Here is a 15454-nt window from a genome sequence, read left to right as displayed (position 1 = left end):
TACGCCCCTCACACCGAACTGCCGCGTCGGTACCGAGCAGCACACGTCATCTCATGGTCGGAGGACTCCCGCATGCAGCTCCCGCGCAGATCGCAACGGCGCGATCAGGGCTTCACGCTCATCGAGCTCGTGGTCGCCATGGTGGTCCTCGGAGCGATGGCGGCGGCCGTCATCGGTGTGATCATGACCGCGCAGACCAAGGCGGTGAGCAACCGCAACCGGGTCGCCGCGGCGAACCTGGCGTCCCGCGAGCTGGACCTGGTGCGCGAGCAGTTCGCGACGAAGACCGGACCGCTCGAGCTGGCGAACGCCGGGCTCGCGGTCAACCCGCACCATCTTCCCGGTGGGACCGACGGCCAGCCCCTGGTCGTCGACGGCACCGGCTACACCGTCCGTCGCTCCGCCCAGTGGAACGTCGGGGGCAACGGCGCCTCCGCGTGCGAGGGCGGCTCCCTCGTCTCGTACCCGACGCTCGGCGTCACGGTCACCGTCAGCTGGCCGAACATGGGCAGCACGAAGCCCGTCGTGAGCACCGCCCAGCTCGCGCCCCCGAAGAAGATGGGGGTCGCGACGACCGACGCGTTCATCGCGTCGAAGGTCGTCGACCAGGACGGCAAGGCGCTCAGCGGCATGGCGGTGAGCGCGACCGGCGGCTCGGTCTCCACCGGCTACACGGACGCCAGCGGCTGCGCCGTGATCCAGGTGACCCCGGTGGCGGCGGGCACGGTCTACACCCTGCGGGTCGTGGACTCGGCGTACGTCGACATCTCCAGCACGCCGAACCCGTCCAAGATCACGGGCCTGGTGCAGCCGGGCACGATCTCCAGCGGCGCCGACTTCACGGTCGGCCGGGCGGGCACCGTGACGGTCCGTCTCGTGCGGGAAGACGACGTCACCCTCACCGACGCGCAGGTCGCCGGTTCGACGATCACCCTTGTCGCCTCCCAGTACTCGGGTGCCAGCGGGGCGACCACGAAGGTCGTCACCGGTGTGACCACCACGTTCACCGGCATGTGGCCGACGACGTACGGCGCGTACTTCGGCACGACCGCGCCGACCACCGGCTACAAGGCGGCACCGCTGCCCGGTGGCGGGTCGGTGCAGATCGACGCGAAGTTCGAGATGGCGCGCGTCGAGATCGACACGCTGCCGGCCGGTGCCCAGAAGGTCTTCGCGTACCCGTCGGCGGCGGCCACGAAGACGTGCGCATCCGGCACAGGTTTCTCGGAGGTCGTGAGCGGCGTGCAGTCCCACCTCGTCCTGCTGCCCGGCAAGTACGACCTGTTCGTGCAGGGCACCGGTTACGCGTGCTCGCCTGGACCGACCGGGGTCGTCCTGACCAGCGGCGACAACGACGAGCAGCTGTGGGGCACGCAGACGCTCCGGCTCACGAGCGTCCCGGCCGGCGGGAAGGTGTGGGCGGTCGACAAGGCGCTGATCAGCCCGTCGACCCTGACGACCTGCCCGACGAGCCTCCCCGCGGGGGCTGTCGCCCTCGACGTGGACGCCGCCAGGAACGCGCCGATGGACCTGCCCGCCGGCAACTGGTACGTCTGGCTGAGCAGCGACACGGACGTCGCGACCGCGGGGACCTGCCTGAGCTACCCGGACCTCATCAGCGCCGTCAGCCTCTTCTACAAGACGCCGGTGAGCAGGGCGTGGGCCGCGTCACCGCTGTACGCGACGCTCACCGTCACGGGCATCCCGGCCTCGCGGTTCCTCCTCGTGAGCACCTCGAGCACGATGACCTGCAGCGCGACGACGACGACGCCGTCCGGTGCGTCGGTCCTGCAGGCGGGGCCGACGGGGGCCTCGGGGGGCAACCTGTTCGTCACCAACGCCCTGCGGCCCACCTCGGGGACCACGACGTACTACGCGTACATCTGGAACAAGAGCTCCGGCAGCACCAACAAGTGCTCGGGGGCCGGCTCGTTCCTCGTGAAGCCCGGCACCACGTCGTTGACCAAGGACACGGGTGGGGGGCAGGTCCAGTGATCGCAGCGCTGCGTCGGAGGGTCGCCGGCACGGACCGGGGGTCGTCGCTCACGGAGATGCTCGTGACGATGCTGGTGTTCGCGGTGATCCTCGCCGCGACAGGTGCCCTGACCATCGGGTTCATGCGCACCAACGCGCAGACGGTGAACCTGCAGGACCAGGTCGACGCCGGACGCACCGCGGTCGAGACGATGTCGAAGACGCTGCGGACCGCAGTCATGCCGAACCAGATGACGACCTGCACGCCGACGTGCAACCAGGACGCGTTCGTCGTCGGGCAGAACTTCTCCGTGAAGTTCTACGCCAACATCAACAACCCCGGGAACGTCATCGGACCCAGCCAGGTGACGTACACGGTCGTGACGAGCGGGGCGGACAAGGGCAAGCTCATCGAGAAGATCCAGGTGCACGACCCGTTCGTCGGTGCGGACACCAACTACCTGTACTGCGACGCCGACGCCGTCGGGGCCACCGCCGCGTGCAAGGCCCGGGTCAAGACCCGTGTCGTCGCGCGGGGTGTCCAGGTGAGCGGGCCCGCGGTCTTCTCGTACTACAAGCCCGGCGCCGGGTCGCCGCTGACGCCCGGTGCCTCGGGGCTCACCGGCACGGAGCTCTCGTCGGTGCTCGCGGTCGAGCTGTCCGTCACCGTGCAGGCGGGCAAGTCGAACCTCGCCGCCCCGACCACGTACATCCAGCGCATCACCCTGCCGAACGCGCAGTCGGTGCTCCGTAAGAAGGAGGAGGCGGCCACGCCGTGACGACACGTCTGCGAGTGCTCCGCGAGCACCAGGAGGGCGGCTTCGCGCTGGTCTTCGTCGTGGGTTCGATGCTCGTCCTCGCCATGCTGGCGATGGCGGCGCTGGCCTACACGATCTCCAGCACCAAGTTCGCCCGGTACGACCAGGACCACGGCGGCGCGATGTCCGCGGCGCAGTCGGGCATCGAGGACTTCGCCGCCCACCTGAACCGGGACGACGAGTACTACAAGAAGCTCGACTGCGACAACAAGGCGCTCGAGGGCCCGATGACCGTCGCCAACCTCTGCAGCTGGAACGCGGCGACGACGGTCAAGTGGCTGCCGGTGACGCCGGGCAAGACCGGCCCCAAGGACGCGTTCTTCCACTACTCGTTCGACGCGTCCGCCGCCCAGACGGAGGGGACGATCATCGTCCGGTCCACGGGCAAGGTGAACGGCCGCTACCGCACCGTCGAGGCCTCGCTCACCAAGGGCGGGTCGACCGACTACGTGTACTACACGGACTTCGAGTCGGCGGACCCGGCCAACGTGCAGGCGTACAACCCCACCAAGGTCGCGTCGATCACCGCGGCGAACAAGCCGAAGTGCGGCCTGACCGGCAACGCCCCCAAGCACTTCTGGGAGGGGCGCGAAGGGGCCGGCTGCGTCGAGATCCAGTTCGTCTCGGGCGACGAGCTCGTGGGGTCCGTGTTCTCGAACGACTCGGTCCTCGCGAGCGGGCCCAAGTTCGACGACACGTTCACGTCGGCCAACCCGACGTGCGCGAACGTGACGGGCGACCCGAACACCTGGAAGTACTGCCTGCGCAACACCGGTGGCTCGTGGAGCACGGCCGACTTCAGCACCAAGCAGCCGCAGCTGTCCGACAAGGGGGAGCTGCTGAAGCTCGACGACAACTCGGCGAAGTTCGCCGAGTACCCGGGATGCCACTACTTCGGCTCGACGCGGATCAAGTTCAACCCGTCGGGGACCATGACCGTCTGGAACAAGACGGCCAACAACGGCGGCAAGGAACCCGTCTCGACCCCGCCGCCTGCGGGGACAGCGCCGAGCTGCGGCACGCTCGGCGACCTGAACTCGCTGGCCGGCGCCACCGTCGCGGTCCCGCAGAACATGGTCGTGTACACGTCGGGCGAGCCGACGGGGATCACCCGTTCCCGCTGCGACGCCGGGCAGATCAGCGGCGACGCGACGTACCCCGAGCTCCCGCTCGGCACGTTCACGAAGGCGGTCGCCGCCGCCAAGCCGGCGACGACGTCGTCGAAGTACACGTACGACGAGACCATGACGGAGACGACGAAGTTCTGCCAGGAGGGCAACGTCTACATCGAGGGCGTCGTCAAGGGGCGGGTGACCGTCGCGGCCGAGCAGTCCGTGGTCCTCACCGGTGACCTCGTGCTCGCCGGCGGCGTCAGCCTCGACAGCCCCGACATGGTCGGACTCGTGGCGACGAACTCGATCGAGGTCTTCCACCCGTGGATGTACGAGGTCGCGGCCACGGGCAGCCCGTGCCCCGGCGGGTCGTCCTGCAAGTGGAACACGCCGGTCGAGAAGGCCAGCGTCGCCGGCTGGCCGCACGACTACGCCGACCCCACCGGCGCGGTGGTCGTGAGCGGCATCACGATCATGGCGTCGATCCAGACGCTCCAGCACTCCTTCTACGTCCAGAAGTACGACGAGGGCACCCAGCTCGGCCAGCTCCAGGTCAACGGCTCGATCGCCCAGCGCTGGCGAGGCATCGTCGGTCAGGCGTCGACCACGGGGTACCTCAAGCACTACGTCTACGACGGCCGCCTGAAGTACTCGGCACCGCCGTACTTCCCCCGCTGGGTCAACGCCCAGTGGACGCAGCGCTACTTCGGTGAGACGACGACACCGGCCTCGGTGCGGAACTGACGTCCGGTACGGCCCCGCTCGGGCGAATGCTCCCGAGCCTCAGATGAGAGATGCGTGAGATCTCGGCCTCATTTCCTCGGCCCTGCTCAGGAAGCCCGGTCCACCTGCCGTTAGGAGGGTGGACCGGGTCCTGAGCGCCTGCGAGCGCCCTTGGTCCCGACGGGCGACGGAGGTGTGCGTGCAGGTGCGACGAGCGCGACTCGAACGGTGGCGTGACGACGACTCCGGGTTCACCCTCATGGAGCTGCTCGTCGCGATGATGATCATCACGGTGGTCCTGCTCAGCCTCATGGTGGTGCAGACCTCCGCCCTCGTGACCAACGCGCAGTCCCGCCAGCGCACGCAGGCCACCGCGGTGGCCAACCAGGTCATGGAGGAGCTGCGGGCGCTGCCGTGGCTGGTGCTCAGCAAGGGCATGAGCACGAGCTTCCTCGCCGCCGGAGGTCCGGACACGAACGTGGTGGGCGGCAAGCTGCACCCGACGGTGAACCTCGCGATCGACGAGACGCTCGTGACGGCCAGCGACCAGGCGATGGATAAGCTGCCGCTGTCCGGCCCGGGCGGCACCAACAAGATGGTCGACACCGACCCGGCGATCCCGGGCGTGAGGTTCACGAGCCGCACCTACGTCACGCGGTCGGCGAGCACCGACGGCGACGTGGTCACGCTCTCGGTCATCACCTCCTGGTCGGCCAACAAGACCGGCAAGCTGCGCCAGGTGCTGGTGCGCTCGGAGGCCTACGCGCCGTCCGGCGGGTGCGGTGACGCGTCGAACCAGCCGTTCCTCGGCGCGTGCCAGGCCCTGTTCACCGGGAGCGCGAGCGCGAGCGGCGCGACCACCACGGTGACGGCGTCGTCGGGCAGCGCGCCGGCCGGACCGACCCCCGTGCAGCCCCTGCTGCCCGGGTCGGACTACACGCTCGCGACCGTCACGGGCGGCCAGGCCGGCATCGGCATCACGTCCCAGCAGTCCACGACCGTCGACTCGACCGTGCTGCACGCCGGGTCCACGCTGGCGAAGGCCGACCCCACGGTCGCGCCGCTCCAGGACGGCGGGACCAAGCTCAGCAACGCGTCGTCGAACGACGTCGGCTCGAGCGGCGCCGCACCGAGCAGCCCGCCGGACGTCGGCTCCACCGGCGTGACGTCGCCGCTGGTCCTCTCGTCGGGCAACCTGGCGCTGAACCTGCTCGCGTCCGGGTCCCGGGTCGGGCTCGCGAAGGCGTCGATGGCGGCCTCGTGCGCGTCGGGCATCCCCGCGGGCCAGGGCTGCGGCGCGTCGACGCTGACCGGCGGCACCGGGTCGAGCGTGGTGCTCACCGTCGACGGGACCACCTTCACGGGTGCGTCGGTGGCCGGTGGCGGGTCCGCCAAGGCCTACGGCGGCCGGTTCACGACGGCCGGCGGTGCGATCGCGGTCGGGTGCGCGACGCTCACCGGCCCCGGGTGCACCGCAGCCGTCGCCGAGCGCAGCCTCGGGAACGCCGCGTTCGGCGTCGGCCCCTGGGCGGGCGGCGCGGCCCCCAGCGGGCTGGCGACCGTGACGTCGTACACGGACTCCGTGCGCGTCGAGCGTGGGCTGTCCCAGCGCACGGGAGACGCGACGAGCGCCCGGTCGGCGCAGGTCGCCTACTGGAACGGCACCGGGTACACGACCCTGGTCGTCGGCACGACCACGAGCTCCACGGTCACGACGCCGAGCGTCACGTGGACCGCGGGCGCCTCGACGGTGCAGGCCGCCGTCACCGTGACGGTGACGCCGGCGATGTCGATCAAGTCGAACCCCGACCCGGCCGCCTGCGGGCTCGAGGGGTGCACGATCGACGCCGACACGGGCACCATCACCGTCACGGTGACCTGGACCGTCGCGGGGCAGACGCTCACGTCGTCCACCAGCCTCGGGACGTCCCACGTGAGCGCCGCGTTCAAGGCGGCTCCCAGTGCGTGAGCTCCGCGCCGCGATGCGGCGCCGACTGCAGCACGACGACGACCGCGGCTGGACGCTCATCGAGCTCCTCGTGTCGATGACGATCTTCATCGGGCTGCTCGGGATGGTGTTCACCATCCTGGTGACCGTCAGCCAGCAGACGAAGGACAACCTCGCGCGGACGCGCGCCGTCGACCAGGCGCAGCTCGGCCTGATGCAGCTCGACCGCCAGGTCCGCTCCGGCAACGTGATCTCCGACCCGGCCCTCGAGACGTCCGCGGGGTCCGGCGTCCCCACGTACTACTCCTTGCGCGTCTACACGCAGACCGACGGCGTGTTCCAGTGCGTCCAGTGGCGGGTGCGGTTCCCCGCCGGCTCCAGCTACGGCGTCCTCGAGTTCCGCTCGTGGAAGCCCAACTGGCAGGCCGTCGGGGGAGTCTCGGCGTGGCGCGTGACCGCACGGAACCTCGTGCAGCCGTCGAGCAGCACCGTGAACCCCGCCGACCCGGCGACGTGGCCGCCGTTCTTCGTGCAGCAGCATGACGCCGAGCTGTCGTCCCAGGCGCAGACGATCCGCGTGACCCTGCGTCTCAAGGACCCCGCGCAGCGGGCGTCGTCGAAGCCCGAGACCGTCTCGTCGGTGCTCACCGGCCGCAACACCGTCTTCGGCTACCCGGCCGACAGCTGCGCGATCGTCCCCGCCCCGTGACCCGAACCCCTGGAGACCTGATGCTCGTCGCCCTCCGTCGCCGGCTGGGGTCCGCGGACCCCGAGCGAGGAAGCGCCCTGATCGCCGCCCTCGCGGTCGCGCTCATCGGTATCGCCCTCGCGTCCGTCGTGGTGGCGAACACCGTCTACTCCGCGAACGAGTCCGGCGCCGACCGGGCACGCACCTCCGAGGTGCACAGCGCCGAGGGGGCCGTCGACGCGGTGTTCGCCGAGCTCGAGGCCGGCACCCCCTGCGCGTGGCCGGCGTCCGGCACGTTCGCGTCCGGCACCGCCCCGACGACGACGACCGTGAAGGCGACCGTCGCCTACTTCGACGCGGCCGGGACGGCGCTGCCGTGCGCGGCGGGGGTCGTCACCGGCACGCCGGCGCAGGCCGTGGTCACGGCGACGTCGACCGCCGGGGGAGCCGCGGCCCAGGGCGGCGGCACCAAGCGCTCGGTGCAGACGAAGGTCAACCTCAAGCCGACGGCCATCCAGGGTCGCGGCGCCGCGATCTTCGCCGCGAACCAGATCATGACGACGAACTCGTTCACGCTCGAGACGTCGCTGCCCGACACCGCCGTGGACGTGTGGGTCGACACGGGCGACGTGGACTGCAACTCGAACGTCAAGATCGACGGCAACCTCATCGTCGTCAACGGCACGACGGCGATCTCGGGCGGCTGCCGCGTCACCCAGAACCTCTGGAGCAAGAAGAAGCTCACCGTCAACACCGCGCAGAGCGCCGGCCTCACGACCGTCGGGCAGGACACGTACGTGTCGGCCGACGCCACCGTCGCGGGCGGCTCGAAGTACGGGCGCGACCTCATCGTGGCCGGTGCGCTGACCACGTGGGGCGCCGGGCCGTCGGTCGCGGGCGTCAAGAAGTCCGGCGTCGGCGCCTCGGCGATCCCGCAGTACGTCCCCGTCGGCCTGCCCGAGGTCAACTACAAGCCGTCGGACTGGGCCGGGTTCGCCAACACCGGCGACCGCGCGCAGGCGTACAAGGACTGGGTGACCGCCAACGCGGTCACGAACAACGCCCCGACCTGGTCCGAGGCCTACAAGCCGACCGGCAACAAGTGCGACCTCGCGGGGGAGAGCTACGGCCTCAACGGCCCGCTCCTCGGCCCCACCGTGCCCACCGTCTTCGACACCCGGTTCTGCGCGCAGACGAAGTTCCAGGGCAGCCTGAACATCAAGCTCCGTGCGGACCTCGTCATCTTCGCGAACGACTTCTACGCGACCGGCAACTTCCAGATCACGTCGGCCGACGGCAACCAGCACCAGGTGTGGGTCATCGTGCCGGACCCGGACACGACGCCCAACGGCGTCGCCGAGTGCGGCAAGATCGTCGGTGCGAACAAGTCGGGGAACATCAAGTTCGACTCCGGCAGCATCGCCATCGCCCCGATCACGTTCTTCGGGTACACGCCCTGCACGCTCGAGACGAACAACACGATGACCTTCTACGGACAGCTCTACGGCGGCAACGTGGTGCTGCGAAACTCGATGACCATGCGCTACGTCCCGATCGGCATCCCCGGCGTGAACCTGCCCAGCACCAACCCGACCGCCAGCTCGGGCTTCCGGGTCGACGTGGTCTACAAGCGTGAGGTCAGGAACCCGTGACGGGTGCACTGGTGATCGTCGCGGGGCTGTTCGGGCTCGCGATCGGCTCGTTCCTCAACGTCGTGGTGTGGCGCGTCCCGCGCGGCGAGTCGGTCGTGCGCCCGCCGAGCGCGTGCCCGCGGTGCGGTCACGAGATCCGCGCGCGCGACAACGTCCCCGTCGTGTCGTGGCTGCTGCTGCGCGGGCGGTGCCGTGACTGCGGTGAGCCCATCGCCGTGCGGTACCCGCTCGTCGAGGCGGGCACGGGCGTGCTCTTCGCGCTCACCGCGTGGTGGGCCGGGGCCGACTGGGTGCTGCCCGCCCTGCTCTACCTCGCCGCGATCTCGGTCGCCCTCGCGCTCATCGACCTGGACACGAAGCGTCTCCCCGACGCGATCGTCCTGCCGGCCTACCCGGTGTCGCTCGCGCTGCTGGCGCTCGCGAGCTGGAACCCCGGGGGCGCGTCGGACTGGACCGCGCTGTGGCACGCCCTCGTGGGCGGTGCCGCGCTCTTCGCGGTCTACTTCGTCCTGGTGATCGCGTACCCCGCCGGCATGGGTCTCGGTGACGTCAAGCTCGCCGGCGTGCTCGGCCTGTACCTCGGCTGGTTCGGCTGGGGCGCGCTCCTGGTCGGGTGGTTCGCGGCGTTCCTGCTCGGGGGGCTGTTCGCCGTCGGGCTGGTCGTGGCGCGCCGCGCCGGGCGTAAGTCGGGCATCCCGTTCGGCCCGTGGATGCTCCTGGGGGCCGCCGTGGGCATCGTCGCGGGCGAGCAGCTGTGGTCGGCGTACCTCTCGGCGATGGCCGGGTAGCACCCTCGCGACGGGAATGGCCGGAGCCCTCAAGTCCGGCCGTCGCACGCCCGATAGGACGGAAGTACGCCCACCATCCCGGAAGGATCTCCGTGGCCACCTCACGTGTTATCGGCCTCGACATCGCCTCGACCTGTGTCCGCGCCGCGGAGCTCGAGTTCGGCAGCGGTGGCCCGGCCGGCAAGAACCCGCCGACGCTCGTCCGGTACGGCCAGACCCCGCTCCCGATCGGCGCCGTGCGGGACGGTGAGGTCGTCCAGCCCGAGACCGTCGCGACCGCGCTGCGCCAGCTCTGGGCCCAGACGAAGTTCGAGTCGAAGGACGTCGTGATCGGCGTCGGCAACCAGCGCGTCATCGTGCGCGAGCTCGACCTCCCCTGGATGCCGCTCGCGCAGCTCAAGGAGTCGCTCCCGTACCAGGTGAACGAGCTCCTGCCGATGTCCACCGACGACGCGCTGCTCGACTACTTCCCGACCTCCGAGTCGGAGGGGCCGCAGGGGCGCACCGTGCACGGCATGCTCGTGGCCGCCCAGCGCGACACCGTCACCGCGAACGTGCTCACCGTCGAGGCGGCGGGGCTGCGCCCCAGCATGGTCGACCTCAACGCGTTCGCCCTGCACCGGGCCCTCGCCCGTGGTGACGCGCTGCGCGGCACCGCGGCCTTCGTCGACATCGGCGCGACGATCACCACCGTCGTGATCTCCGCCAAGGGGTCCCCGAAGCTCGTCCGGTCGCTGCCGACCGGCGGCCAGCACGTGACGAACGCGGTGGCCAGCGCGCTGGGCATCGCCGGACCGGAGGCCGAGCTCCTCAAGCGTGAGGTCGGCATCGGGTTCGCGGTCGCCCCGGAGCGTGAGGACGCGGCCGAGGCCGTCGCGGGCGTGGTCCGTGCCCTCGTCGAGTCCGTGCGGAACACGTTCGTCTACTACGCGAGCAACCACCCGGGGGCGGGCATCGACGTCGTCGTGCTCACCGGTGGCGGCACGCACCTGCCCGGTCTCGGGCAGTACATCTCGAGCGCGAGCCGGCTCCCCGTGACGCTCGGCGACCCGCTCGCGGGCCTGCGCTCCGCGAAGACCGTCCAGCGCGAGGCGCTCAACGGTCACGAGTCGCTCATCGCCCTCCCTGTCGGCCTGGCCTACGGAGTTGCCGCATGACCACGATCCTCGACCGTCCCCGCAGCCGTACGGCGGGCGGGACCGCACTGAGCGGGACGCTGCCGCAGGTCAACCTGCTGCCCCCGGAGGTCCGGGTCGCCCGCGGGCTGCGGGCCACCAAGCGCTGGCTCGCGATCGGCATCGTCGTCGTCGTCGCGTTCGCCGCCGGCGGGTACGGCATCGCGCTCGTCGACGCCGCCTCCGCGGAGTCCGAGCTCGTGCAGGCGCAGGACGACACCGCGCGCCTGCAGGCCGAGCAGTCGAAGTACGCGGAGGTCCCGCAGGTGCTCAGCGCGCTGAGCAACGCGCAGCTCGCCCGCGCGCTCGGCATGGGCCAGGACGTGCAGTGGAAGTCGTACGTCGACGCGATGACGGCGGTCCTGCCGGAGCACGTCAACGTCGACACGCTGCTGGTGGCGCTGACGCCCGCGTCGTCGTCGGCGCCCGCCGCCACCACGCCGCTGCAGACCCCGAGCGTGGGGCAGATCACGTTCACCGCGCGTGCGCTCGCCGTGCCGGACACGGCCGCGTGGATCGACGCGCTCAACTCCGTGCCGGGCTTCGCCGGGACGACGATCACGTCCGCGGCCGTGACCGAGGACGAGAACGGCGCGTACTACCAGGTGTCCGGGACCGTGCAGATCACCGAGGCCGCGTTCTCGCACCGCTTCGACCCCAAGGATGGTGAGGGCTGACATGGTCGGCGCCAAGAAGAGCACATGGGTGGGCGGGGCGGTCTTCGTCGCGCTCGTCATCCTGGCGGCGGCGTGGTTCCTTGCCATCTCGCCGAAGATGTCGTCCGCGTCGGACGTCCGCGACCAGGCGGAGCAGACCCGTCAGCAGAACGAGCTCCTGCAGATGCAGGTCGCGAAGCTGAAGGCCGAGTTCGAGAAGCTGCCCGAGTACAAGACGGAGCTGGCGGCGCTGCAGACGCAGATCCCGACGGACGTCCAGCTGTCGGAGTTCCTGCGTCAGCTCGACCAGATCGCGGTCGCGCACTCGGTGACGATCACGACGCTCTCGCCGGCGGCGCCGACGGCGGTCGCCGCCGCGGTCGCCGAGGCGCCCGCGCCGGCGCCGGCCGACGGCAGCACCGAGGCCGCACCCGCCGACGGTGCTGCGGACGACGCGGCCGGTGCCACGGTCAACGACGTCGCCGCCGCCCTGGTGCCGCCGGGCTTCACGGCGATCCCGGTCTCGATCACGGTGCTGGGCTCGTACGACAACACGACCGGGTTCCTGTACGACCTGCAGAACGTCACGCCGCGGCTGTTCCTCGTGACGGGCTTCACCGGCACGGCGCAGAAGGACAACCCGGCCTCCGGTGGGAAGCCGGCGACGAGCCCGGGCGACCAGGAGCTGCTCATCTCCGGGCTGATGTACAGCCTTCCCGACCCGCTGGCCACGCCGCCGGCCGCGGACCCCGCTGCGACGCCCGCGCCGCTGCAGGGTGCCGTGCCCGGCAAGAACCCGCTGGTGCCGATCCAGGGTCGCTGACCCGGTACCTCCCGCAGGCCCGTGCCGTCCCTCGGACGGCACGGGCCTGCGGCGTCCCCGCGTGCTGCCCTGCGTGCTGCCCTGCGCGCTTCCTGGCGCGTTCCAGGCCGTGGGACCGTGCCGGGCGGCCCCCGGCAGACATGGAAGGATGCCGCCCATGCTGCGTTGGCTGACGTCCGGTGAGTCCCACGGTCCCGCTCTGGTCGGGATCCTCGAGGGGCTTCCCGCCGGCGTGGAGGTCCGGACGGACGACGTGCAGGCCGCGCTGGCCCGCCGGCGGCTCGGCTACGGCCGCGGTGCCCGCATGAAGTTCGAGCAGGACGAGGTCCGGCTGCTCGCCGGTGTCCGGCACGGTCTGTCGCAGGGCGGCCCGGTCGCGATCGAGGTCGGCAACACGGAGTGGCCGAAGTGGGTCGAGGTCATGTCGGCCGACCCGGTCGACGACCCGGACGTGCTCAACCGGGCCCGCAACGCGCCGCTGACGCGTCCGCGGCCCGGTCACGCCGACCTGGTCGGCATGCGCAAGTACGGGTTCGACGACGCCCGTCCGGTGCTCGAGCGGGCGAGCGCCCGGGAGACCGCGACGCGGGTGGCGCTCGGCACGGTGGCGGCGCGGTTCCTCGAGCAGGCGGCCGGCATCCGGCTCGTCTCGCACGTGGTCGCGATCGGCCCCGTGAGCGTCCCGGACGGCGCGGCAGCCCCGTCGCCCGACGACGTCGCGGCGCTCGACGCCGACCCGGTGCGGTGCTTCGACGCGGCGACGTCGGCGGCGATGGTCGCCGAGATCGACGAGTGCCACAAGGACGGCGACACGCTCGGCGGCGTCGTCGAGGTGCTCGTGCACGGGGTGCCGTCCGGGCTGGGCTCGTACGTCCACGCGGACCGTCGGCTGGACGCCCGGCTCGCCGCGGCGCTCATGGGCATCCAGGCGATCAAGGGCGTCGAGGTCGGGGACGGCTTCCGCACGGCGGCTCGTCGCGGGTCGCAGGCGCACGACGAGATCGAGCGGGACGCGAGCGGCCGCATCGTGCGCCGCACCAACCGGGCCGGTGGTCTCGAGGGCGGCATGACGAACGGCGAGGTGCTGCGCGTGCGCGCCGCGATGAAGCCGATCTCGACGGTGCCGCGTGCGCTGGCGACGGTCGACACGGCGACCGGCGAGGCCGCCCGGGCGCAGCACCAGCGCTCGGACGTCTGCGCGGTGCCGCCGGCGGCGGTCGTCGCCGAGGCGATGGTCGCGCTCGTCGTCGCGGACGCGCTCCTCGAGAAGACCGGCGGCGACTCGGTCGCCGAGGTGCGCCGCAACCTCGACGCGTACGTCGCCTCGATCCCCGAGCTGCTGTCCTGACCGCCGTGGTCGGACGGCTAGCCTTCCTGCGTGCCTGAGATGCTCCCGACCCCGCAGCGCCCGCGCATCGTCCTGGTGGGCCCACCCGGTTCCGGCAAGTCGACGGTCGCGGCGGCCCTGGCGGACCGGTGGCAGCTCGCCGCCCGGGACACGGACACCGACGTGGAGACCGCCGCCGGCAAGCCCATCGCCGAGATCTTCGTCGACGACGGCGAGCCCCACTTCCGTGCGCTGGAGCGCGACGCGGTGCTGCGGGCGCTCGCCGAGCACGACGGCGTGCTCGCCCTCGGTGGCGGCGCCGTCCTCCACGCCGACACGCAGACGGCGCTGGCGTCGTACCGGGCGGACGGCGGGGTCGTGGTGTTCCTGGACGTGACGCTGGCGCACGCGGCGCCCCGGGTGGGGTTCAACCAGTCGCGTCCGCTGCTGCTCGGCAACCCCCGGGCGCAGTGGCAGGCGCTCATGGAGGCGCGGCGTCCGGTGTACGAGCAGGTCGCGACGGTGCGCGTGCTGACCGACGGGCTGCGGCCGGCCGACGTGGCCGTGCTGATCGAGCAGGAGCTGGCGGCTCTTCGGTGCGCCGCCGCGGACGGGAGCGAGGCATGACGACGGTGCGCGTGGCGGGGGAGCAGCCCTACGACGTCCTGATCGGGCGGCACCTGCTCGGCGAGCTGCCGGGCCTGCTCGGCGACGGTGTGCGGCGGGTGCTCGTCGTGCACCCGGCCGCGCTGGCGACGTCCGCGGACGCGATCCGGGAGGACCTGCTCGCGCAGGGGTACGAGGCGTACGCCGCCGAGGTGCCGGACGCCGAGGAGGCGAAGACGGCGCAGGTGGCGGCGTTCCTGTGGGGGGTCCTGGGTCAGGCGGGGTTCACGCGGACCGACGCGATCGTCGGGATCGGCGGGGGCGCGACGACGGACCTCGCGGGGTTCGTCGCGGCGACGTGGCTGCGCGGCGTGCGGGTGGTGCAGGTGCCGACCACGGTGCTCGGCATGGTCGACGCGGCGGTCGGCGGCAAGACGGGCATCAACACCGCGGAGGGCAAGAACCTCGTGGGGGCGTTCCACCCGCCCGCGGGCGTGCTGTGCGACCTCGCGTCGCTCGAGTCGCTGCCGCGCCACGACTTCGTCGCCGGCCTGGCCGAGGTGGTGAAGTGCGGTTTCATCGCCGACCCGCGGATCCTGGAGCTCGTCGAGGAGAACACCGCGCTGCTCACCGACCCGGTGGCGGCGTCGTCGTCGGACGTGCTGGCCGAGCTGATCGAGCGGGCGGTCGCGGTGAAGGCCCGGGTCGTGGGGGAGGACCTGCGGGAGGCGGGGCTGCGGGAGATCCTCAACTACGGGCACACGTTCGGGCACGCGATCGAGCAGGTCGAGCGGTTCCAATGGCGGCACGGCGCCGCGGTGTCCGTCGGCATGGTGTTCGTCGCGGAGCTCGCGCGCCTGGCGGGCCGGCTCCCGGACGAGGTCGTCGAGCGTCACCGCTCCGTCCTGACGTCCCTCGGCCTGCCGACCGCGTACCGGGGTGACCGGTGGGAGCAGCTGCTGACGGCGATGCGCCGGGACAAGAAGACGCGGGGCGACCTGCTGCGGTTCGTCGTGCTCGAGGAGATCGGTCGCCCGGTGCGCCTCGAGGGGCCCGACCCGACGTTGCTCGCGGCGGCGTACGCCGAGGTGAGCGAGGGGGCGCCGGCGCCGACACGGGCCATCTCGCTGTAGCGGGCGCATCCAGGGGGTCGACGGTCGCCTA

General features: G+C 71.7%; 13 protein-coding genes. All 13 read left to right on the top strand.

The features are described from left to right. The first annotated feature begins 72 nt into the window (after positions 1 to 72). Entirely contained in the window at positions 73 to 1995 is a 1923-nt protein-coding gene (locus Cch01nite_RS05615; protein WP_203749691.1) for a type II secretion system protein, read from the top strand. A gap of 56 nt (positions 1996 to 2051) precedes the next feature. Then, on the top strand, positions 2052 to 2753 hold the full coding sequence (locus Cch01nite_RS05610) for a PulJ/GspJ family protein (protein ID WP_203750096.1): 702 nt from the start codon (positions 2052 to 2054) through the stop codon (positions 2751 to 2753). Then, positions 2750 to 4648 (top strand): hypothetical protein, encoded by a 1899-nt coding sequence (locus tag Cch01nite_RS05605; protein WP_203749689.1) that lies wholly within the window; start codon positions 2750 to 2752, stop codon positions 4646 to 4648. The genes Cch01nite_RS05610 and Cch01nite_RS05605 overlap by 4 nt, the downstream gene beginning before the upstream one ends. A gap of 178 nt (positions 4649 to 4826) precedes the next feature. Next, positions 4827 to 6596 (top strand): type IV pilus modification PilV family protein, encoded by a 1770-nt coding sequence (locus tag Cch01nite_RS05600; protein ID WP_203749687.1) that lies wholly within the window; start codon positions 4827 to 4829, stop codon positions 6594 to 6596. Next, complete coding sequence (locus tag Cch01nite_RS05595) at positions 6589 to 7284, top strand: PulJ/GspJ family protein (protein WP_203749685.1); 696 nt, start codon at positions 6589 to 6591, stop codon at positions 7282 to 7284. The genes Cch01nite_RS05600 and Cch01nite_RS05595 overlap by 8 nt, the downstream gene beginning before the upstream one ends. 20 nt (positions 7285 to 7304) lie before the next feature. Beyond that, entirely contained in the window at positions 7305 to 8915 is a 1611-nt protein-coding gene (locus Cch01nite_RS05590; protein WP_203749683.1) for a hypothetical protein, read from the top strand. Then, positions 8912 to 9703, top strand: a complete 792-nt coding sequence (locus Cch01nite_RS05585; protein WP_203749682.1) for a prepilin peptidase — start codon at positions 8912 to 8914, stop codon at positions 9701 to 9703. The genes Cch01nite_RS05590 and Cch01nite_RS05585 overlap by 4 nt, the downstream gene beginning before the upstream one ends. Before the next feature lie 92 nt (positions 9704 to 9795). Then, complete coding sequence (gene pilM / locus Cch01nite_RS05580) at positions 9796 to 10860, top strand: type IV pilus assembly protein PilM (protein ID WP_203749680.1); 1065 nt, start codon at positions 9796 to 9798, stop codon at positions 10858 to 10860. Next, complete coding sequence (locus Cch01nite_RS05575; protein WP_203749677.1) at positions 10857 to 11555, top strand: PilN domain-containing protein; 699 nt, start codon at positions 10857 to 10859, stop codon at positions 11553 to 11555. Before pilM ends, Cch01nite_RS05575 begins: the two co-directional genes overlap by 4 nt. Position 11556: 1 nt before the next feature. Beyond that, complete coding sequence (locus Cch01nite_RS05570) at positions 11557 to 12357, top strand: type 4a pilus biogenesis protein PilO (protein ID WP_203749675.1); 801 nt, start codon at positions 11557 to 11559, stop codon at positions 12355 to 12357. A gap of 157 nt (positions 12358 to 12514) precedes the next feature. Further along, the gene (gene aroC / locus Cch01nite_RS05565) at positions 12515 to 13705 is read left to right on the top strand and encodes a chorismate synthase (RefSeq protein WP_203749672.1); all 1191 of its coding nucleotides are present in this window, start codon (positions 12515 to 12517) and stop codon (positions 13703 to 13705) included. Positions 13706 to 13744: 39 nt separating this feature from the next. Next, positions 13745 to 14311, top strand: coding sequence for a shikimate kinase (locus Cch01nite_RS05560; RefSeq protein ID WP_203750093.1), 567 nt, complete (start codon positions 13745 to 13747; stop codon positions 14309 to 14311). Beyond that, positions 14308 to 15423: a 3-dehydroquinate synthase gene (aroB, locus tag Cch01nite_RS05555; RefSeq protein ID WP_203749669.1), complete on the top strand. Its 1116-nt coding sequence runs from the start codon at positions 14308 to 14310 to the stop codon at positions 15421 to 15423. The genes Cch01nite_RS05560 and aroB overlap by 4 nt, the downstream gene beginning before the upstream one ends. Positions 15424 to 15454: the final 31 nt, after the last annotated feature.

This window comes from Cellulomonas chitinilytica (assembly GCF_016862675.1).
Lineage (GTDB): Bacteria > Actinomycetota > Actinomycetes > Actinomycetales > Cellulomonadaceae > Cellulomonas > Cellulomonas chitinilytica.
Note: the sequence above shows the minus strand (reverse complement) of the source record. Positions and strands in the feature narration are given on the sequence as shown.